The organism is Micromonospora sp. RB23 (assembly GCF_053585025.1).
On the sequence record NZ_CM132111.1, the window covers coordinates 1,410,924 to 1,429,434 of the forward strand.

Annotated in this window: 21 protein-coding genes; 11 read left to right on the top strand and 10 right to left on the bottom strand. The window is 71.7% G+C overall.

What is annotated here, in order from left to right:
• Positions 1-27: 27 nt before the first annotated feature.
• The 5 genes from ACTFTM_RS06560 to ACTFTM_RS06580 form a co-directional block, all read right to left on the bottom strand.
• Positions 28-567 carry a DUF1697 domain-containing protein gene (locus ACTFTM_RS06560; RefSeq protein ID WP_449564950.1) on the bottom strand — a complete coding sequence of 180 codons (540 nt, stop codon included), beginning with the start codon at positions 565-567 and terminating at the stop codon, positions 28-30.
• An 88-nt stretch (positions 568-655) separates the two neighbouring features.
• A complete protein-coding gene (locus ACTFTM_RS06565; protein ID WP_449564951.1) occupies positions 656-1,219 on the bottom strand; it encodes an SOUL family heme-binding protein in 564 nt (187 codons plus the stop codon).
• 30 nt (positions 1,220-1,249) lie between these two features.
• Entirely contained in the window at positions 1,250-1,987 is a 738-nt protein-coding gene (locus ACTFTM_RS06570) for a YqeB family protein (protein ID WP_449564952.1), read from the bottom strand.
• Between the two features lie 2 nt (positions 1,988-1,989).
• The gene (locus ACTFTM_RS06575) at positions 1,990-2,787 is read right to left on the bottom strand and encodes an ABC transporter permease (protein ID WP_449564953.1); all 798 of its coding nucleotides are present in this window, start codon (positions 2,785-2,787) and stop codon (positions 1,990-1,992) included.
• The gene (locus tag ACTFTM_RS06580) at positions 2,784-3,680 is read right to left on the bottom strand and encodes an ABC transporter ATP-binding protein (RefSeq protein WP_449564954.1); all 897 of its coding nucleotides are present in this window, start codon (positions 3,678-3,680) and stop codon (positions 2,784-2,786) included. Before ACTFTM_RS06580 ends, ACTFTM_RS06575 begins: the two co-directional genes overlap by 4 nt.
• A gap of 132 nt (positions 3,681-3,812) precedes the next feature.
• Here ACTFTM_RS06580 and ACTFTM_RS06585 point away from each other — a divergent pair, with 132 nt between their 5' ends.
• The 4 genes from ACTFTM_RS06585 (at position 3,813) to ACTFTM_RS06600 (ending at position 7,883) form a co-directional block, all read left to right on the top strand.
• A complete protein-coding gene (locus ACTFTM_RS06585) occupies positions 3,813-5,066 on the top strand; it encodes a sensor histidine kinase (RefSeq protein WP_449564955.1) in 1,254 nt (417 codons plus the stop codon).
• Between the two features lie 128 nt (positions 5,067-5,194).
• The gene (locus ACTFTM_RS06590; RefSeq protein WP_449566559.1) at positions 5,195-5,806 is read left to right on the top strand and encodes a response regulator; all 612 of its coding nucleotides are present in this window, start codon (positions 5,195-5,197) and stop codon (positions 5,804-5,806) included.
• 81 nt (positions 5,807-5,887) lie between these two features.
• Entirely contained in the window at positions 5,888-7,312 is a 1,425-nt protein-coding gene (locus ACTFTM_RS06595; RefSeq protein ID WP_449564956.1) for an ATP-binding protein, read from the top strand.
• 88 nt (positions 7,313-7,400) lie between these two features.
• On the top strand, positions 7,401-7,883 hold the full coding sequence (locus ACTFTM_RS06600; RefSeq protein WP_449564957.1) for a hypothetical protein: 483 nt from the start codon (positions 7,401-7,403) through the stop codon (positions 7,881-7,883).
• A 102-nt stretch (positions 7,884-7,985) separates the two neighbouring features.
• Here ACTFTM_RS06600 and ACTFTM_RS06605 read toward each other — a convergent pair whose 3' ends face one another.
• Entirely contained in the window at positions 7,986-8,774 is a 789-nt protein-coding gene (locus ACTFTM_RS06605; protein ID WP_449564958.1) for a D-Ala-D-Ala carboxypeptidase family metallohydrolase, read from the bottom strand.
• A 304-nt stretch (positions 8,775-9,078) separates the two neighbouring features.
• On the opposite strand from ACTFTM_RS06605, the gene ACTFTM_RS06610 reads away from it, so the two are divergent.
• Both ACTFTM_RS06610 and ACTFTM_RS06615 read left to right on the top strand, forming a co-directional pair.
• Positions 9,079-9,717, top strand: a complete 639-nt coding sequence (locus tag ACTFTM_RS06610; RefSeq protein WP_357127766.1) for a DUF6642 family protein — start codon at positions 9,079-9,081, stop codon at positions 9,715-9,717.
• Positions 9,718-9,763: 46 nt separating this feature from the next.
• The gene (locus ACTFTM_RS06615) at positions 9,764-10,228 is read left to right on the top strand and encodes a PPOX class F420-dependent oxidoreductase (protein ID WP_396801425.1); all 465 of its coding nucleotides are present in this window, start codon (positions 9,764-9,766) and stop codon (positions 10,226-10,228) included.
• Between the two features lie 12 nt (positions 10,229-10,240).
• Here the strand turns inward: ACTFTM_RS06615 and ACTFTM_RS06620 are convergent, their stop codons facing one another.
• Positions 10,241-10,882, bottom strand: coding sequence for an NAD(P)-dependent oxidoreductase (locus ACTFTM_RS06620; protein ID WP_449564959.1), 642 nt, complete (start codon positions 10,880-10,882; stop codon positions 10,241-10,243).
• A 133-nt stretch (positions 10,883-11,015) separates the two neighbouring features.
• On the opposite strand from ACTFTM_RS06620, the gene ACTFTM_RS06625 reads away from it, so the two are divergent.
• The gene (locus ACTFTM_RS06625; RefSeq protein ID WP_449564960.1) at positions 11,016-12,062 is read left to right on the top strand and encodes a hypothetical protein; all 1,047 of its coding nucleotides are present in this window, start codon (positions 11,016-11,018) and stop codon (positions 12,060-12,062) included.
• Positions 12,063-12,108: 46 nt separating this feature from the next.
• On the opposite strand, the gene ACTFTM_RS06630 is transcribed toward ACTFTM_RS06625, so the two are convergent.
• Positions 12,109-13,341, bottom strand: coding sequence for a serine hydrolase domain-containing protein (locus ACTFTM_RS06630; protein ID WP_449564961.1), 1,233 nt, complete (start codon positions 13,339-13,341; stop codon positions 12,109-12,111).
• 82 nt (positions 13,342-13,423) lie between these two features.
• Here ACTFTM_RS06630 and ACTFTM_RS06635 point away from each other — a divergent pair, with 82 nt between their 5' ends.
• From ACTFTM_RS06635 to ACTFTM_RS06645, 3 genes are all read left to right on the top strand, one after another.
• Positions 13,424-14,017: a pentapeptide repeat-containing protein gene (locus ACTFTM_RS06635; RefSeq protein WP_449564962.1), complete on the top strand. Its 594-nt coding sequence runs from the start codon at positions 13,424-13,426 to the stop codon at positions 14,015-14,017.
• Between the two features lie 176 nt (positions 14,018-14,193).
• Entirely contained in the window at positions 14,194-15,156 is a 963-nt protein-coding gene (locus ACTFTM_RS06640) for a hypothetical protein (protein ID WP_449564963.1), read from the top strand.
• Between the two features lie 86 nt (positions 15,157-15,242).
• On the top strand, positions 15,243-15,566 hold the full coding sequence (locus ACTFTM_RS06645) for a hypothetical protein (protein WP_449564964.1): 324 nt from the start codon (positions 15,243-15,245) through the stop codon (positions 15,564-15,566).
• 14 nt (positions 15,567-15,580) lie between these two features.
• Here ACTFTM_RS06645 and dacB read toward each other — a convergent pair whose 3' ends face one another.
• Both dacB and ACTFTM_RS06655 read right to left on the bottom strand, forming a co-directional pair.
• Positions 15,581-17,167, bottom strand: a complete 1,587-nt coding sequence (gene dacB, locus ACTFTM_RS06650) for a D-alanyl-D-alanine carboxypeptidase/D-alanyl-D-alanine endopeptidase (protein WP_449564965.1) — start codon at positions 17,165-17,167, stop codon at positions 15,581-15,583.
• A gap of 51 nt (positions 17,168-17,218) precedes the next feature.
• Positions 17,219-17,953 (bottom strand): MIP/aquaporin family protein, encoded by a 735-nt coding sequence (locus ACTFTM_RS06655; RefSeq protein WP_449564966.1) that lies wholly within the window; start codon positions 17,951-17,953, stop codon positions 17,219-17,221.
• A 275-nt stretch (positions 17,954-18,228) separates the two neighbouring features.
• Here ACTFTM_RS06655 and ACTFTM_RS06660 point away from each other — a divergent pair, with 275 nt between their 5' ends.
• Entirely contained in the window at positions 18,229-18,510 is a 282-nt protein-coding gene (locus ACTFTM_RS06660; RefSeq protein WP_355051907.1) for an adhesin, read from the top strand.
• The last annotated feature ends 1 nt before the right edge of the window (position 18,511 follow it).

The following is an 18,511-nucleotide window of genomic DNA, read 5'->3' on the forward strand; positions in this document are numbered from 1 at the left end:
CCCGGGCGGGCGTCCGCGCCCGCCCGGTCAGCCGGCGGCCAGCTCCGCCAGGGCATGCACCGACTTCCAGTTGCGGGTGGTGCCCACCACGCCGAGCTGCTTCTCCAGGTACGCGTTGGTGAACTTCGTCCGCCCGTAGCCGCCGTCGGGGAAGTGCAGGAAGACCTCGCGGCCGGTGACCGTGAACGACACGTTCTCGCCACCGGGCACGGTGAGCGCGTCGACCAGCGACTTCTTCGGAGCGGTCGCGAGGAAGGCCACCAGCAACCGTTTCGGGTCGTCGTCGATCTCGGCGTACGGGTTTCCGCCCGCCACGGCCGCCAGCTCCCGGCCGCTGCGCACCAGCACCGGCACGGTGAGCCCCAGCTCGTCGGTGAGCGCCCGCTCGATGCCGGCGGCGAGCTTCTCCGCGTCACGCACGGTGCTGCCGAAGGCCACGTTGCCGCTCTGCAGGTACGTCGTGACGTCGTCGTGGCCGAGGTCGGTGACGATCCGACGTAGGTCGGCCATCGCGAGGCGGGTGGCGCCGACGTTGACTCCGCGCAGCAGGGCGACGTACCGGGTCATGGCTCCTCCATGGAACGCGCAGACGACCCGGTCAGCCTAGGCCGGTCGGCATCGCGTCGCCGGGACCGACGAGCCCTCTTTTCGCCAGCTACTCCACGACCGGCAACACGACCTCGTTGCGGCGCAGGAACCACGGTTTCCACGGCGGGTCGAAGCGCGCGTACCGGATCGCTCCGGTGGGTTGCAGCCCGGCGGCGGTCACCGCGCGGCCGAGCATGGTGGCCCGCTGGCTGAAAGCCTGCTCCGTCCACCGGCCGGAGAACCGCATCGCTGCCGCCAGTTGTGCCGCGACCTCGTGGATCCGTACCCGGGCGTCCACCGGCTCGGGCACCGTCGCGGCGGTGACGGTGGCCGGCAGGACGAACTGGATCAGGTACGCGCCCGGCCGCTCACCCTCGATCTGGACGACCGGCAGCGTCATCGGGATCTTCGCCGAGCCGCTGGCCAGCGACGTCGTCGGCACGGCCGACCCGACCGGCTGCCGGGCCCGGTTGGCGCCACCGACGTACGCGGCCAGCGGCCGGAACGCCTCCATCGGCGCCCGGGTGAACGACGCCTGGACCCGCATCTCGGCCACCAGGTGGGCCGGATAGCGGCGCAGCTCGAAGCCGGGGTGTCGGGACACCATCCGGTACGGCTGCTGCTCGGTCATCGCGCGCTCCCAGGATCTCCTGGCCTGACGCTACCGCCCCTCGCGCTCCCGCTCGGCCGAAGTCGGCTGTCCCGTCCGCGGGGCGACGGTCCGCCAGTACTGACGTCTGCCCTCGTCGCGCAGCACCACGCCGAGCCGGCCGAGTTCCCGGCGCAGCTCCCGCGCGTCGTCGCGGCGATCCCGTCCGAGAGCCCGGTCACGGGCACGCAGCAGCGCGTCCGCGCCGGCCGGCAGGCCGGGCAGGTCGGGAACCCACAGCCGGTACGCCGACCGGTGGGGGTCCTCGTCCGTCCAGGCCCAGCCGTGCGCGCGGAACGCCGCGGCCAGTTGGGCCGCTGGCAGGTCCGTCGACTCCCGGACGAGTTCCGCGCCGTCGCCGTCGAGCAGCACCAGGTGTTTGTCGGCCAGGAAGGCGACCCGGGTGTCGGCCCGCGCGACGGTGTGGACCTGGTCGGCGCGGCGCAGCCGGACCTGCGTGGAGTCCACGGTGACGATCAGCCGTTCGGCGGTGCCGACCCCGGCGACGACCAGGCCACCCAGGACGCCGACGGCCACCGCGCCGAGGGTCGCCTGCGGCTCCGGCAGCCGGTCCAACCACCTGAGAAGGTCGCCGAACGGCACCCAGGACAACCGGGCCAGCCACCCGGTCGACGCGGCGAGGAGCCAGCCCGCCCCCGCGCCGAGCAGCGGGAAGCCACCCCAGAGGACCGCCAGTTCCAGTGGGCCGCCGCTGACGACGGTGCGGGGACGGTAGCCGGCCGTGTCCATGGTCAGGACACCTCGCGGCGCAGCGTACGGATCAGGCCGGCGGCCAACGGAAGGGCCATCCAGACGAGCAGGGACACCGCCAGCCGCCCCCACTGGTCGCCGGTGAGCGCATCGCTGCCGAACAACGGTTCCATGGTCCGGCTGGTGTCCAGCCACCCGGCCGGACCGCGCAGGGGCCGGACCATGCCGCCGAGCACCGACCAGAGGGTCGGCAGCAGCAGGTAGCCGACGATCGCCAGCGGCGGGTTGAGCAGCAGCAGACCGAAGGCGGCACCCATCAGCACCCCGGCCACCTGGACGATCGCCCCGTTCAGGATCAGGGTCGCGTCGACCTGCCAGGTGCCCGCACCGCCCGTGGCCGACGCGACGAGCGTCCCGACTGCGGCGACGGCCACGGTGACCAGCAGGGAGGCGAGCGCGGCCAGCACCACCGCGAGCAGTTTCGCGGTCACCACCCGCTCCCGCCGGGGGACCAGCGCGTACGTGGTGAGGGCGGTGCGCTGCGACCACTCGCTGGTGATCGACAGGATGCCCAGCACCGGCAGGAGCACGTTGGCGGGCAGCAGCGAGGTCACGAAGAAGGTGCCGAAGGTCTGTTCGGCGTCCTCCGCGTAGATCAGCAGGAGGGTGACGACCGCGACGACGACGAGGCCGATGGTGATCAGCATCCAGCGGCCGGCCCGGGTGTCGACGAGCTTGCGCAGCTCGACAGCGGTGAGTCGGAGCAGCGACGGCCGGCGTACCGGGGAATGACGCCGGGACGTGACGGCGTCGGCGGCGGGCGCGGTGGTGGTGGTCATCGGACGGCCTCCCGGGTGGATTCGCCGGCGGTCAGGGTGAGGAAGAGCTGTTCGAGGCCGCCGCTGCCGGCGGGCCGCAGCTCGGCCAGCGCGACGCCGGCGTCGGCCGCGGCCTGGCCGACGATTTCGGCGTCGGCCTGCACGAGCAGGCCGTCGGCGCTGTCGGCGGCGGTCAGACCGGCCGTGTCCAGCGCCCGGCGCAGCGCCGCGCCGTCACGCGCCCGCACCACCGTGCCGCCGCCGGCCAGCAACTCGTCCTTGCTGCCCTGGGCCACGATCCGGCCGCCCCCGATCACCACCAGCCGGTCCGCGACCGCCTCCACCTCGCGCAGCAGGTGGGATGAGAGCAGCACCGTGCCGCCCCGGTCGGCGAAGTCGCGCAGCAGACCCCGCATCCAGAAGATCCCCTCCGGGTCCAGGCCGTTCGCCGGCTCGTCGAGGATCAGCACCCGGGGGTCACCGAGCAGCGCCTGCGCCAGGCCGAGCCGCTGGCGCATGCCCAGCGAGTACGCCCGTACCCGACGCTTCGCGGCCACCGCGTTCAACCCGACCAGGTCGAGCTTCGCGGCGACCTCGCGCTTGCCCAGACCCAGGGTGTACGCGGACAGCGTCAACGCCTCGCGGCCCGTGCGGCCCGCGTGCTGGGCGGAGGCGTCGAGCAGCACGCCGACCTCCCGCCCCGGGTTCGGCAGCTCCCGGTAGGGGTGCCCGGCGACGGTGGCGCGGCCGGCGGTCGGTGTGGTCAACCCGCAGATCATGCGCATGGTGGTCGACTTGCCGGCCCCGTTGGGCCCGAGGAAGCCGGTGACGGTGCCGGGCTCGCACTGGAACGACACGTCGTCCACCGCCGGGTGCGGTCCGTACCGCTTCGTGAGGTTCTCCACGGTGATCATGCGGTCGAGCCTGCCCGCGCCGCCCGGCCATCCGCTGCGGCCACGGGTCGGCGTCGCGTCGACCTTGGTCGACCACGGGGTCTCGACTTTGGTAGCTGGTTGCCGGTGCCTGTCGCTGCCTAGCATGGTCGGATGACCAGCATCGCCGTTCCCGAGCACCCCTGGCTGCTGCCGGGGGAGCTGGTGGTGCCGGCGGAGCCGGAGCGTGCCCGTCCGCGTCGCACCACCCGTGACTGGGTGGTGGACAGCCTGGCCTTCCTCATCAGCCTGCTCTGGGTGCTGTTCGCCACCGCCGACAGCCTTTCGCCCACTCCCGAGGCGGCCGTCCCGCTTCCGCACGACTGGATGGTGGCTGCCGACGCCCTGATCGGGCTGGTCTGCTGCGGTCTGCTCTGGCTGCGTCGCCGGTGGCCGCTCGGGCTGGCGGTGGCCACCCTGCCGTTGAGCACGTTCTCGATGGCCTCCGCGATCCCGCTGCTGATCGTGTACTTCACCGTCGTGGTGCACCGCCGCACCGCCGTCGCGGTGGCGGTGACCGGTCTCGGCCTGCTCACCAATCTGCTGTTCAGCTGGTTCCGGCCGGACCCGGTGATGCCGTACTGGCTCACCGCCACCTGGGGCGTGGTGATCACCCTGGCCGTGTTGGCCTGGGGGATGTTCGTGCGGGCCCGGCGACAGTTGATCGTCTCGCTGCGCGAACGCGCCGAGCGTGCCGAGGCCGAGCAGCAGTTGCGGGTCGCCCAGGCCCGCCATCTCGAACGCACCCGCATCGCCCGGGAGATGCACGACGTGTTGGCCCACCGGATCTCCCTGCTCAGCCTGCACGCGGGCGCGCTGGAGTTCCGCCCCGACGCCCCGGCCGACGAGGTCGGACGGGCGGCCGGGGTGATCCGAGCCAGCGCGCACGCCGCTCTGCAGGACCTGCGGGAGGTCATCGGGGTGCTCCGGGCCGAGGACGACGGCACCGGCGACGCGCCCGAGCCGCCGCAGCCCACCCTCGCCGACCTGCCCGCCCTGATCGACGAGTCGCGGACGGCCGGTGTGCGGGTCAACGTCAGCGACGGTGTGGGCCGGCCCGAGGAAGTGCCGGCGGCGCTGGGACGGGCGGCCTACCGGATCGTCCAGGAGGGGTTGACCAACGCCCGCAAGCACGCGGCCGGCGCGGCCGTCACCGTGGACGTGACCGGCGGCCCGGGCACCGGACTGACCGTGGCGATCGCCAACCGGTGGCCGGTGGGCGCTCCGGCCGGCGGCACACTACCGGGCGCGGGCACCGGCCTGGTCGGCATCAGTGAACGGGTCACCCTGGCCGGCGGCCGACTCGCCTACGGTCGGGACGACACCGGCGACTTCCGGCTGGCGGCCTGGCTGCCGTGGCCGGCGTGACCGCGCCGACCAGCGGGCCTGGCTCTCCTGACCTGCCCAGCGCCCGAGATGGAGCCGGCGCGGTGGGGTCGGAGCCGGTGCGGGTGCTGATCGTGGACGACGACGCGCTGGTCCGGGCGGGGCTCTCGATGATCCTCGGCGGCCTGCCGGACCTGCGGGTCGTGGGCGAGGCCGCCGACGGCGGCGAGGTTCCCGCGGCGGTCGCCGCGTACGCCCCGGACGTCGTGCTGATGGACATCCGGATGCCCCGGGTGGACGGGCTGGCCGCCACCGAGGCGCTGCGCGGGCAACCGAACCCGCCCGAGGTGCTCGTGCTGACCACCTTCGACGCCGACGAGCAGGTGTTGCGGGCGTTGCGCGCCGGCGCGGCCGGTTTCCTGCTCAAGGACACCCCGCCGGTGGACATCGTGCACGCGGTACGCCGGGTCGCCGCAGGCGAGACGATGCTCTCCCCGTCGGTGACCCGCACGTTGATCAATCACGTGACCGCCGCCAACCCGGGGCTGCCCGGCCCCGATCCGCGACGGGAACGGGCGCTGCGCCTGCTCGCCGCGCTCAGCGAGCGGGAACGGCAGGTCGCGGTCGCGCTGGGTCGGGGTCGCACCAACGCGGAGATCGCGGGGGAGCTGTTCATGAGCGTGGCGACGGTGAAGGCGTACGTCTCCCGGCTGCTGAACCGACTCGACCTCAACAACCGGGTCCAGGTGGCCCTGCTCGTGCACGACGCCGACCTCGTCTGACCTTGCGACCTGGTTTGCACCACTGTCATTGATACACTCATTTTTGAGTGTTCCAAAAATGACAGCATCGAGGGTGGCTGCATGGACGGCTTCGTAGGACGAGAGCCTGAGTTGGCCCTGCTCGACGGGATGCTCGCCCGGGTAGCTCGCGGTGGCCGTGCTGGTCGGCCGGGACGCGCGCTGCTCATGCGCGGCCGCCGCCGGGTCGGCAAGTCCCGGCTCGTGGAGGAGTTCGTCGAGCGGGCTGAGGTCCCCTACCTCTTCTTCACTGCCTCCGCGCAGCCGACCGCCGTCGCCGACCTCGCCCTCTTCGTGGAAGCGGCGGCCGCCTCCACGTTGCCCGAAGCCCAACTGCTGAGCGAGCAGCAGCCGCGGACCTGGGACGCCGCGCTCACCCTGCTCGCCGCCGCGCTGCCGACCGATCGGCCGAGCGTCGTCGTCCTGGACGAGATGCCGTACCTCATCGCGAGCGATCCGGGTTTCGAGGGCACGCTGCAGAAGGTCTTCGACCGCGAGCTGTCCCGGCGGCCGGTCCTGCTGATCTGCGTCGGCTCGGACCTGGCCATGATGGAGGCCCTGAACGACTATGGTCGGCCGTTCCACCAGCGGGCCACCGAGATGGTCGTCCCTCCGCTGAGCCCGGCCGACGTCCGCGACATGCTCGACCTCTCCGCCGCCGACGCGTTCGACGCCTACCTGGTGTCCGGGGGTCTGCCGCTGATCCTCGACGAGTGGCCGACCGGCGCGTCGGTGCACGACTATCTGGCCGACGCGGTACGCGATCCGACCTCGGCCCTGCTGGTCAGCGGCGAACGCGCGCTCGCGGCGGAGTTTCCACCCCAGTCCCAGGCGGGTCTGGTACTGCGGGCCATCGGCTCCGGTGAGCGGACCTTCACGCTGATCTCCCGTGCGGCGGGGGACCTACCGCAGGCGTCCCTGAACCGCGCCCTGGGTCTGCTGACCCGGAAGCGGGCCGTGGAGGTCACCGTCCCGCTGTCGACCAAGCCGTCACGGGAGACGAGGTATGCGGTGGCTGACCCGTACCTGCGTTTCTGGCTGTCATTCCTGGGACCTCACCTCGCCGAGATCGAGCGTGGGCGAGGTGACCTGACCCTGCAGCGGATCCTGCGGTCGTGGACGTCCTGGCGGGGCCGGGCGATCGAGCCTGTCGTCCGCGAGACCATGCGCCGGCTGCCCGGAGATGCGCTGCCGGCCGAAGCGTCGGCGATCGGCGGCTACTGGACGCGTACGAACGACCCAGAGATCGACATCGTCGGTGCCGATCGGGCGCCCGTCGCAGAGCGGATCTGCTTCGTCGGCTCGGTGAAGTGGCAGGAGAACCGGCCCTTCGATGCCCATGACCTGGGCCGACTACTTCTACACCGGTCCCGGCTGCCCGGAGCCGACGAATCGGTACCGACCGTTGCCGTGTCTCGCAGCGGCGCCGCCGTCGATGGGCTCCGTGTGCTGTCGCCGGAGGATCTGCTTACCGCGTACCGGAATTGAACCTTCGTCCGGTGCCGGCCGTACCACTGCCCGAGGATGTCGGTGCGGTGGGTCCGCCGTACCGCTGCCGAGCTGCGGGAGGCCTACCGTGCGTGCTGGTGAGCAGTCGACGGATCCCATCGACCAGGTGCTGGGTGAGGTGCCGGTACCGGCGCCACTGACCCCCGAAGATGTCCGGCTCGCCGTCCGGGCGGTGGTCGTACACACCGCCGAGGAGTGGCCGACCGGGCCGCTGTGCCGCAACGACGGCGCGTCCTACCCGTGCCGCCTGCACCGCTGGGGGCGTCGGGTCCTGGAGGCGCACGGTCTCAACGAGCGGCAGATCGAGGCGCTGATCCGGCACGGCAACCCGTTCGTGCACGTGCCCTTCCCGTTCACCGCGACCGGGCCGTCGTCCGCGCGCCCCGCCGCCCGGCCGGCCACGCCCCCCGGCCCGCCGGCGCCCGGCCGCGCCGGACTGCCGGCGCGACACCAGGCCGCGCGGCCCACCCCCACGGGGGTACGACCCGCGCCCGCCGGCCGCCCGGTGAGTCCCGGTGTCACCGTGCCGCGCTGGCCCCGGGCGAGCTGAGCGGCGTCACCCCACGACCCGCTCCGCCCTGGGCGACAGGGCGTCGGCCCGACGCGGAGGTTTCCCCACCGCGTCGGGCCGACGTCACGTCGACCGGTCGGTTCAGTCGTTGCCGCCGCCGATCCCGCAGTCCGGCGCGGACCAGCTCGTCGTGTTCGAGCTGCGGTCGCTGTTGTTCTCGCGCCGCGAGTCGACGTGCACGTGGTCGTCGTGGTCGGGGTAGCCCGGCCCGTAGATCCCGCTGAAGCCGCGGTTGCGGGCGTCCCGTGCCACCTTGCACAGCGACGACGTGCGTGAGGTGACGTCGGCCGCGTTGCCGTACAGGTGCTGGCTGTCCGAGGCGCCCCCGACCTGGTTGTTGCAGGCGCGGCTACGGAAACCGCTCGTCACGTTCAGTGGCTTGTCGCCGAGGCTCTTGCGCAACGCCTCCAACTTCCACATGGTGCGCAGCGCGTTCTGCTTGGTCTGGGCCGCGGACAGCGGACCCCCGCTCCACCCGCTGCTCCCGCACCCGTTGTCCAACTCGCCGTAGGTGAAGTGGGCGGGCGTGCAGTCGTTGTCCTGGAGTTGGTAGAGCTTGGCGTACGTCTGCGGGCCGGCGATGCCGTCGGCGCGCAACCCGTACGCCTGTTGGAACCGCTTCACGGCGGCGGCGGTCTTCGGTCCGTAGCGGCCGTCGTTCTCGACGATGTCCCGGTAGCCGGCCCAGCCGGCGACCCGGATCTGCAACTGACGGACGTCGTCGCCGGATCGTCCCTGGTACAGGTTGCGGTTCCAGGTGTAGCAGCCGTCCGCGTACGCTGCCGGCGCGGCGACCACCGAGGCGATCGCTGCCCCGGGCAATGCCAGGGCGAAAGCGACAGCAACTCGCTTCAAGGTGTTTACGCGCACAGAAGTCCTCCCGATAGGAGAGCGAATGGGGTGGCTCTGGGACATCGACCGGGACGTCCCGCGATTTCCACCCTGGCACTGATCGGTGCGGTTGGCGGCAATAACGAGAATTGTCCTCATGATTCGCCCGTTCCTGGGCGTCGCCTGTGAATTGGGCTGATTTGCGAAACAGCCATTTCCCCCGATCGGCCCGGGAGCGCGGGAACCGCACCGAACGTCGCATCCGGTCGCACCCAGGGTGATGTTCCCCGCCGCTGCGCGGCCGGTAACGTCAGGACCGGGCGGCGGACTGGCGGAGGTGCATGTGGCACGCGGTGGCGTCTTCTGTGTCGAAGGTCAGTGGCACCGCGACCTCAATGAACGCGGTTCCGTGCTGCCCACCCTCGAACTGCTCGAACGGCTGGGCAAGATCCGTTTCATCCACAAGGACGCGGCGACCCGCGACGAGTTGTTCTACTTCCTGGACCGCTGGCTACTGAAGCAGTACGCCGACCACCGCGTCGGCTTCTTCGCCATGCACGGCGAGCCGAGCCGACTCTGCCTCACCGACTGGCAGTCGGTGGAGCTGAACGAGGTGGCCGAGTTGATGGCCGGCCGCTGCGAGGGGCGGCGGCTCTATTTCGGCAGTTGCTCGGTGCTGCGCGCGTCGGACGCGGTGCTGCGCGAGTTCCTGGAGGTCACCGGAGCCGCCCTGATCTGCGGTTTCACCCGGGACGTCGACTGGGTTGAATCGGCCGCCTTCGAAACCGTCCTGCTCGACGTGTTGGCCAACGGGCAGCGGCACAACGCCGCCGAACTGCGGATGGGCTCGGCGCACTGGGCGCCGCTCGCCTCGTACCTCGGTTTCCGGGTGATCTATGCCAACGGCCGGGCCTGGCGCCCGGCCGGCCGACCCCGCGTCCCCACCCAGGCGGTGCACCGTACCGCCGCTGACCCCCGCTGACCCCCCACCGCCCGCGGGACCGCCGCCGGCCTGGTAGGAACGAGTGATGGCGCGCAGCATCGCGAAGAACACCCGGGTCGACCGGGACACCCTGCTCGACTTCCTCCGGCCGCGACACCGTGTCGTGCTGATGACCACCCGGGCCGACGGCCGACCGCAGTCCTCACCGGTGTCCGCCGGCATCGACGGCGCGGGCCGGCTGGTGGTGTCCACGTACCCCGAGCGGGCGAAGGTGACAAACATCCGCCGTGACCCCCGCGTCTCGGCGTGTGTGCTCTCGGACGACTGGAACGGCCCGTGGGTGCAGATCGACGGCACGGCCGAGGTGCTGGACCTGCCCGAGGCGTTGGAGCCGCTGGTCGAGTACTTCCGCAGCATCTCGGGCGAGCACCCGGACTGGGACGACTACCGGGCGGCGATGGTGCGCCAGGGCAAGTCGCTGATCCGGGTCACCATCGACGCCTGGGGCCCGATCGCCACCGGCGGTTTCCCGGCCCGCCTCGCCGACTGACCGCGCTGCCGGTCAGTACGCGGCGGTGAAGCGCGTGTTCACGTAGCGGGGCTGCTCGATCTCGTCGACGATCGCGACCGCGAGATCCTCGTAGGTGAGCACCGACCGGCCCTGGTCGTCGGTGACCGGCTCATCCGTGCCCGTGCGGTAGTGCCCGGTGCGGTCGCCGGGGTGGAACTCCAGCGGTGGCGGCGAGACGTAGGTCCAGCGCACCCCGTCGGCGGAGCTGCGGTAGTAGTCCAGAGCGTCGGCCTGGCCCATCGCCGAGTCCCGGTACTGCTCGGGGAAGTCCGGCTCGTCGAGGAAGCGGGTGCCGCGCGGGGTGAGCAGCGTGGACCCGCCACCCAGATGAATGATCCGGGGTGCGGCCGGCATGGACCGCAGGGTGGTCACCAGGGTCTCGGCGGCCGTGCGCCACAGCCCGCGCTCGCCGCCGCCGATGGCCACCACCAGCGCGTCCGCGTCCGGCGCCAATTCTCGGACGCTGCGCTCGCTGGTGGCGTCGCCGGTGACCGTGCGCACCCCGTCCGGCAGGTACGAGGTCGCCTCCGGCCGCCGGACCGCGGCGATCACCCGGTGTCCCCGGTCGGCGGCCTCGGCGACGACCCGTGACCCGGCGGTGCCGCCCGCGCCAAACACGACGATGGTGCTCACCAGCCCAGGCTAGGGCCGACTCGCCCCGGAGATGCGGTTATGACGAACCCGGTCGGGCGTTCAGGGGAGGGAACGACGGGCGTGCGTCCACTACGGTGAGCCGAACAAGATCCATTGACTGAATTGGGAATCCATGAAGCACCTCTCCGCCCGTCGCCGGCTGCTCGCCTGGACGCTGCCTGCCACCCTGGCGCTCGCCGTCGTCCCGGCCCTGCCGGCGCAGGCCGCACCGGTCAACGCGCCGACCACCGCCGTCACCGGCCCGGTCGACAAGGACCTCAACGGTGACGGCGTACCGGACCTGGTGACCGCCGGCGGCACCACGACGGGCCTCGACTCCGGCGTCTGGACGGCGCGGGGTCGGATCAACGCGACCACCGGCGTCGGCACCGGCCGGGTGAAGGTTCCAGCGGTGAACATCGGCATCTACGGCAACGGCGTCACCGGCAATGCGTCGCCGACCGACTTCGACGGCGCCCAGATGATCACCGGCAGGTTCTGGGGCACCGCGAACCAGGACTTCCTGGCCTACTACCCGGGTGGCAACAACGCCGGTGGCGGCGTCATCATCAAGGGTCTCGGCGACGGTACGATGTCCAGCCCCTACAACGCCTCCGTCAGCCTCGCGCGGGAATTCCTGGCCGACGAGCACGACAACTCCCCGATCCAGCTCGTCAACGGGTATGTCGCGGACGGCGTCGGCGACGACTTCCCTGACCTGATCGGCATCGTCGGCGACACGACGAACGGCTACCGACTGTCCTACTACCCGAGCGTCTGGGGGGCGGGACTCTACTTCCGGGTCTCGCTGAACACCGCCACCCCGACCGGCGGCAGCGACTGGCAGAACTGGAGCCTGGCCAGCACCCAGTTGCCCTCGGGCGTGGCACTGGTCCTGCGCAACGCCACGACCGGTGACCTGTACCTGTGGCAGGGCGTGACGATGACCGACAACGGCGACGGGACCGGCGCGCTCGCCTACAGCCAGTACCGGCTCGCCGCGGGCTGGAACACCGGCGTGGCAGTCAGCAGTCTCCTCGCCGCCGACATGAACGCCGACGGTGTGGCCGACCTGTGGGCGGTGTTCCCCGACGGCAGCGTGCGGGCGTACCTGATCTCGAACCTCTCCGTCAGCGAGCCGGCGAAGATCCGCGCGATCCAGGCCCAGCAGCTCGGCTGAGCTGCGGTGTGGGGTCCGTCAGAGGTGGGCGACGGACCCCACACCCTCAGTCGACCAGGGCGGCGTAGACGAGTTGGCGAAGCTGGGAGCGGAGGGGATAGGTGCTCGACGGCAGGAGCTGCGTGAACAGCAGCGCGGTGATCTCCTCGGTCGGGTCCACCCAGAAGGCGGTGCTGGCGACCCCGCCCCAGTAGTACTCGCCGACGCTGCTCGGCACCCGGCTCGGAATCGGGTCCTCGACGACCGCGAAGCCGAGGCCGAAGCCGACCCCGTCCAGGGTGCTCTCGGCGAAGCCGCCGGTGGACAGGGTGCCCAGGTCCTGGTGGCCGGGCAGGTGGTTGCGGGCCATGAAACGCACCGTGCGCGGCCCGAGCAGACGTACGCCGTCCAGCTCGCCGCCGCGCAGCAGCATCTGGGTGAAGTGGTGGTAGTCGGCGGCGCTGGAGATCAGGCCGCCGCCGCCGGAAAGCAGACCGGGCTTGTGGTGTGCGAGAGCGCCGAGCCGGTCGTAGCGGACCGCCCGCCCACTGCGCGGGTCCGGCGCGTAGAGCGCGGCAAGCCGCTCGGCCTCGTCGCCCTCGACCCACCAACGGGTGTCCGTCATGCCCAGCGGGGCGAAGATCCGGTCGGCGAAGAAGGCGTCGAGGCTCTGCCCGGAGACCACCTCGACCAGCCGACCGAGCACGTCCGTGGCGACCGAGTACCCCCAGGCCGAGCCGGGCTGGAACAGCAGCGGCAGTTCGCCGAAGGCCGCGCAGGCCGTGGCCAGGTCGACGTCCGCGGGCGGGTACAGGTCGTAGCCGGCGGCCCGGTAGAGCCCGTCGACCACCGACGTCTGCATGAAGCCGTACGTCAGTCCGGCGGTATGGGTGAGCAGGTGCCAGACGCGGATCGGCTCGGTCGCCGGCACGGTGTACGGCTTGAGCGTCGAGCCCTTCGAGTAGACCCGCATGTCGGCGAACTCGGGCAACCAGCGGCTGATCTCGTCGGTCAGCTCGAAGCGGCCCTCCTCCCACAGCATCATCGCCGCGACCGAGGTGACCGGCTTGGTCATCGAGTAGATGCGCCAGAGCGTGTCCGGCTCGACCGGCGCGCCCGACTCCCGGTCCCGCAGGCCGTACGTCGAGGAGTGCGCCACCTCGCCACGGCGGGTGACCACCACCTGCCAGCCGGCGAGCCGGCCGTCGTCGACGTACCTGCCGAAGTGTTCGTCGATCCGGGCCAGCCGCGCCGGGTCGAAGCCGATCTGGTCCGGGTCCTTGCTCCGCGCCACACTCACGCCGCCGAAACTACTCGCCGGTACGCCGCTACCGGAAGGGGCGGTCCCCGGTGGCGTCGGTCGGCGGCACTAGCCTGGCCGAATGCCGGAGTCGACCGAGGACGTGACCTTCCGCCACGAGGACTGGTACGGCGAGGAGTTGGCCGACCGCCAGTTCGTGACCTGCGAGTTCTTCGACGTGGACCTGACCGAGGCGGTCACCCGGGGCGCGGTCTTCACCGGCTGCACGTTCGGCAACGTGCGGTTCAACGCGTCCCGGCACCTCGACTCGGCGTTCACCCGCTGTGTCTTCAAACGCTGCAACTTCTTCGAGGCCGAGTTCACCGGCTGCAAGTTGGTGGGCAGCACGTTCGTCCAGTGCGAGCTGCGGCCGTTGCGCGTCGACGGCGGCGACTGGTCGTTCGTCGCGCTGCCCGGCGCGGACCTGCGCGCCGTCCGGCTCAGTGACGTGCGGATGCGCGAGGCCGACCTGACCGGCGCCAACCTCACCGGGGCCACCGTGACCGGTGTCGACCTCTCCGGAGCGCAACTTCAGCGTTGCCGCCTCGGTGGCGCCGACCTGCGGCGCAGTGATCTCACCGCGCTGGACCCGACGACGGTCGAGCGGGCGGGCGCGCTCGTGGACGCCGAGCAGGCTCTCGTGATCGCGCAGGCGCTCGGCTTCCGGATCGGTTGAGCCGGGGCGACCACCGGACGATCAGACGGCCGTCGCATACCGTCCCGATCCGGACTGGACACGTCATGCTGTCCCGATTTAGCGTGTCGACCACGCCGGTGCAATCGTGAACGACCCACAGTGGACGGTCGATCCGTCATGTGCGGTGGCGGTCGAGCGGCAACGTGGAGGGTTCGGTGGCGGACGAGGACCGTACGCGGGATGGTTCGCGGGCCGGCGACGAGCCGGCCGTTCGACCGGCGTCGCACCGGCCGCGATCCGCTGCGGCCGGCCTCAGCCATCGAGCGCTGCGCCGGCTCGCCCGCGCCCGCAAGCGGAGGCGTTGGGCACTGGAAGGAGTCGGCGCGGCTGTCTGCCTCGTGGTGCTCGTCGCGTACCTCGGTACGCGGTCCGGTCCGGATTCGGGCGACGGGTCGCTCGGCGGCTCGGGCGGGGTGCCCGCCGGGGCTGCCCGTCCGACGGGCCTTCCGGGCGCGGACGGACGTACCAGCGAGGCCGGTCCTGCGCTGCCGGGTCTGCGACCCCGGCAGCGGACACCCTCACCCGAACCGACTCCGTCGACGAGTCCGCCCGCCTCCGAGCCGGTGAAGGCGGCGCCGCAGCTGTCGGTGACCCGCGCCGAGGTGCCCGCCGAGGTCGACCTGACCGCTGTGGGCACCCGGGACTGGATGCACTGGGGGCAGCGCGGCGGCAGCTCGACGGTCCGCAAGCGTTCGGGCTCCGGGGAGATCGTCGACGGGGGCGGAAAGGGCCGCCGAATCGGCTGGGACGGCAACCAGGAGGTCGTCCGTTGGTCCGACGGCGCACCCGAACGATGGGACCGGGGGAGTTCCGACGGCGTCTACACCTGCGGCGTGGGCAACGGGTTCAGCCTGGCGATCGCCGGCAGCGGCGCGCCGCGAACCGTCCAGGTCTACGCCGGGATCTGGATGGCCCGGGGTCGGCTCGACGTGCGGTTGTCCACCGGCGGGCCGGTCAGCACCCTGCGTCTGGAAGACCCGTACACCAGTCAGAGCGCCCAGTTCGTCATCCGGTTCGCGGCGCCGAAGGACGCTCGGCTGGTGGTGAGCTGGACCGTCGAGAAGGTCTACACCGAGCACTGCGGCAACGTGGGGCTCCAAGCCGTCGCGCTGCGCTGAGCGGGACAGTTTGTCCGTCGCCCTCCGTCGGTGGCGACGTAACTTTCTGCTGTCCCCGTTCACCTTCCACTGTGGAGGCAGCGCAGATGAGCAGCAGTACCGCCCACCGCGTCCGTCCTGCCGTTCTCCCCGGCGTCGACGAGCCGGAGGTGCTCCGCGACATTCCCCTGCCGCCGTACGTAACGGGCGAGGATGCCCAGTTCGCGGTGCGTGCGGTGGTGGTACACGCGCCCCGGCGCTGGTCCGGCGGGGTGGTCTGTCGCAACGACGCCAGCCCTCACCCGTGCCGGCTGCACCGGTGGGGTACCCGGGTGTTGACGCTCCGCGGCCTGCACGCCGCCGAGATCGCCGCGCTCATCGAGCGCGGCGACCCCGGGGCGGTGCCCCCCACACCGAACCGTTCCGCCTGACCCGCGTCCTGTTCTCAGCAGGTGATCGGCTTGACCCAGGAGCACTCGACGCCCTCCGGCGTACGCGGAGTCTCCGGCACCTCGGGCGCTGCGACCCGGCGGGCCGTGCTCACGCCGTCCTCGCGGTGACCGGCCAGCGTCACGGCGATCTGATCCTCCAGCGCCTTGACCGACGCCGTCAGGTAGTTGTTGAGCAGGATGGAGAACGCGAGCAGGTGGCCGTCCGCGCTGGTGACGTAGCCGGACAGCCCCGACACGCCGGTCAGGCTGCCGGTCTTGGCGTGGACGTTGCCCGCCGCCGGGGTGCCGGCCATGCGGCTGCGTAGCGTGCCGCCGACGAACCGTTCCGGTTGCCCCGCGATGGGCAGCGCCGCGTACCAGGTGGCGAACCACGGTTGGGCACGTACGGCGGTCAGGAGGTCGACGAACTCCGCCGCCGGCACGAGGTTGCGGCGGGACAGGCCCGAGCCGTCGCGCTGGCGCAGCGTTCCGGTGTCCATGCCGGTGTCGGCGACGTACTCGCTGATGGCGGTGAGACCGGCGGACCAGGTGCCTACGCCGGAGAGCACGCGGCCGATCTCCTTGGTCAGGACCTCTGCGTGCCCGTTGTTGGAGAGCTTGAGGAACGGCGTCATCAGCTCGCCCAGGCTCATAGACTCGTGCCCGGCCAGCTGGTGGGCCGACTCCGGGGTGGGCTCGCCGAGCACGGTCCGGCCGAGTACCCGTACGCCGTGCCGGCGCAGCGCCGACCGGAAGACCTCGGCCGCGAGCCCGGTGGGCTCCCAGACGGTCACCCAGTCGCTGGCGGGCTCGTCGCCGACGGCGATCTGGCCGGTCACCACGATCGTGTTGCCGCCGTGCTCACGCTCGATGGAGATCGAGGTCTCGCCCTCGCTGACCGTCTCGGCCCGGTTGTCGATGCGCACGTAGCTGGTGGGGGGAGTGGTCGTGACCACCGGTCGGGCACCGGCCTGGTTGGCGGGCGCGGCGTGCACGATCACGGTGCCCGCGTCGTAGTCGGTGTCCGGGGCGACGGTCAGCGCGGAGACCTGGGCGGCGTAGTAGTAGGGCTCGTCGTCCCACGTCCAGTCCGGGCCCAGCCGGGCGCGGTCGTAGCGGGTGTCGTCGGCGACCAGGTTGCCGGTGACGACCCGGACGCCGGCGGCGGAGACCTGCTCGGCGAGCGCGTCGTAGTCGGCCGCGAGCATGGTCGGATCGCCGCCGCCGCGCAGGTAGAGATTGCCGGAGAGCAGCCCGGCGTGGCGCGCGCCGGTGGTCTGCACGTCGGTGCGGAAGTGGTGCCCGGGACCGAGCAGCCCCAGGGCGGCGGTCGAGGTCAGCAGCTTGGTGTTGGAGGCCGGGACCAGCCGCCGGTCGCCGTTGCGGTCGTAGAGGGTCTCCCCGGTGCTGGTGTCGACGACGACCACCGACGTCTGCGCGCCGGCCAGCCGGCTGTCGGCGAGGACCGCGTCGATGGTGGCCCGCAGTCGGGTCGTCGCGGGGGTGGGCGACTCGGCGGTGGCGCCCGACGCGCCGGCGGTGGCCACGGTGGCGACCAGCGCGAGCAGCGCGACGACGCGCGGAAAGAGACGACGATGCATGCGCCGATGCTGCCATGAAGGTAATCGCCGGAAAAGAGCCTCGGACGAAGGTTATTGCCCTTCGCGGTGTCCCGGTCGGCCGACCGCTCGCTCGTGTCCGCCCCAGTAGTGCCGCTGCGCGCCCATCACCAGCGGTGCCACCAGCGCCGCGAGCGCACCGCCCAGCAGCGGGAAGACGATGAACACCCAGAGTTGGCGCAGCGCCGTCCCACCCTCGAAGACGGCCGGACCGAAGGCGCGGGCCGGGTTGACCGCCGCGCCGGTCAGCGTCACGCCGACGAGCTGGGTAGCGGCCAGGGCCAGTCCGATCGCCAACCCGGCGGTGCCCGGATTCTCGGTCCGGCTCGTGACGACCAGGACGACCAGGACGAAGAGAAAGGTCAGCACGATTTCCAACACGGCCGCGCCGCCCCGGTTGATATGCGCGCCGTACCCGTTCGAGCCCAGCGCCCCGGTCTGGTCCGCGACGTCACCCCACCGGGTCAGCGCCCAGAGCAGGAAGCCGGCCACCGTCGCCCCGGCGAACTGCGCGATCCAGTAGGCGACCGCGCCGATCACCGAGATCTTGCCGGAGAGCAGGACGCCGAGCGTCACGGCCGGGTTGACGTGACTGCCGGAGAGCGGGCCGATCGTGTAGACGAGGGCCAGCATGACGAATCCGAAGGCCAGCGCGACGACCACCACGCCACCCTGGACCCGCGCGGCGACGGCGGCACCGACGCCGAAGAAGACCAGCAACAGCGTGCCCAGGAATTCGGCGGCGGCACGTCGCGCGTCATCCATCATTTACTCAGCGTAAGGATAGTTCCGCTCACTGGCGGGCAAATCAGTGCTGTGACCAGCGCGGAAGCGGGGACGGGACTGATCCGGCTCTATTTGACGTATCGCTCGCCAGCGGGCACGGTGGGCTGAGAAGGGGCCCGTCAGCCGCCCCGATTCGACGCGACGGCGATGACCGTCCGTCTCTCCCGTCGCCTCCCACGCGTGCTCGTACGCGGGCCGATCGTCCGCCTCTGCGTGGCAACCGACCGCGAGCCGAGAAACCACGAGGAGTTCCACAAATGCTCACCATGACCGACAACGCCGTGCTCGTCATCCGTGACCTCGCCAACCAGCAGGACGTGGCTCAGGACGGCGGCGTACGCATCGCCGCCGACACCGACGCCGGATCGCTCACCGTGGAGCTGGTGCCCGAGCCGGAGCAGGGTGACCAGGTCGTCGACAACCAGGGCGCGCGGATCTTCCTCGACCCGGACGCCGCCGAACTGCTCGGCGACGCCTCGGTGGACGCCACCGTCGACGACGAGGGCATCATCCAGTTCGGCTTCACCGAGAAGCAGTAGC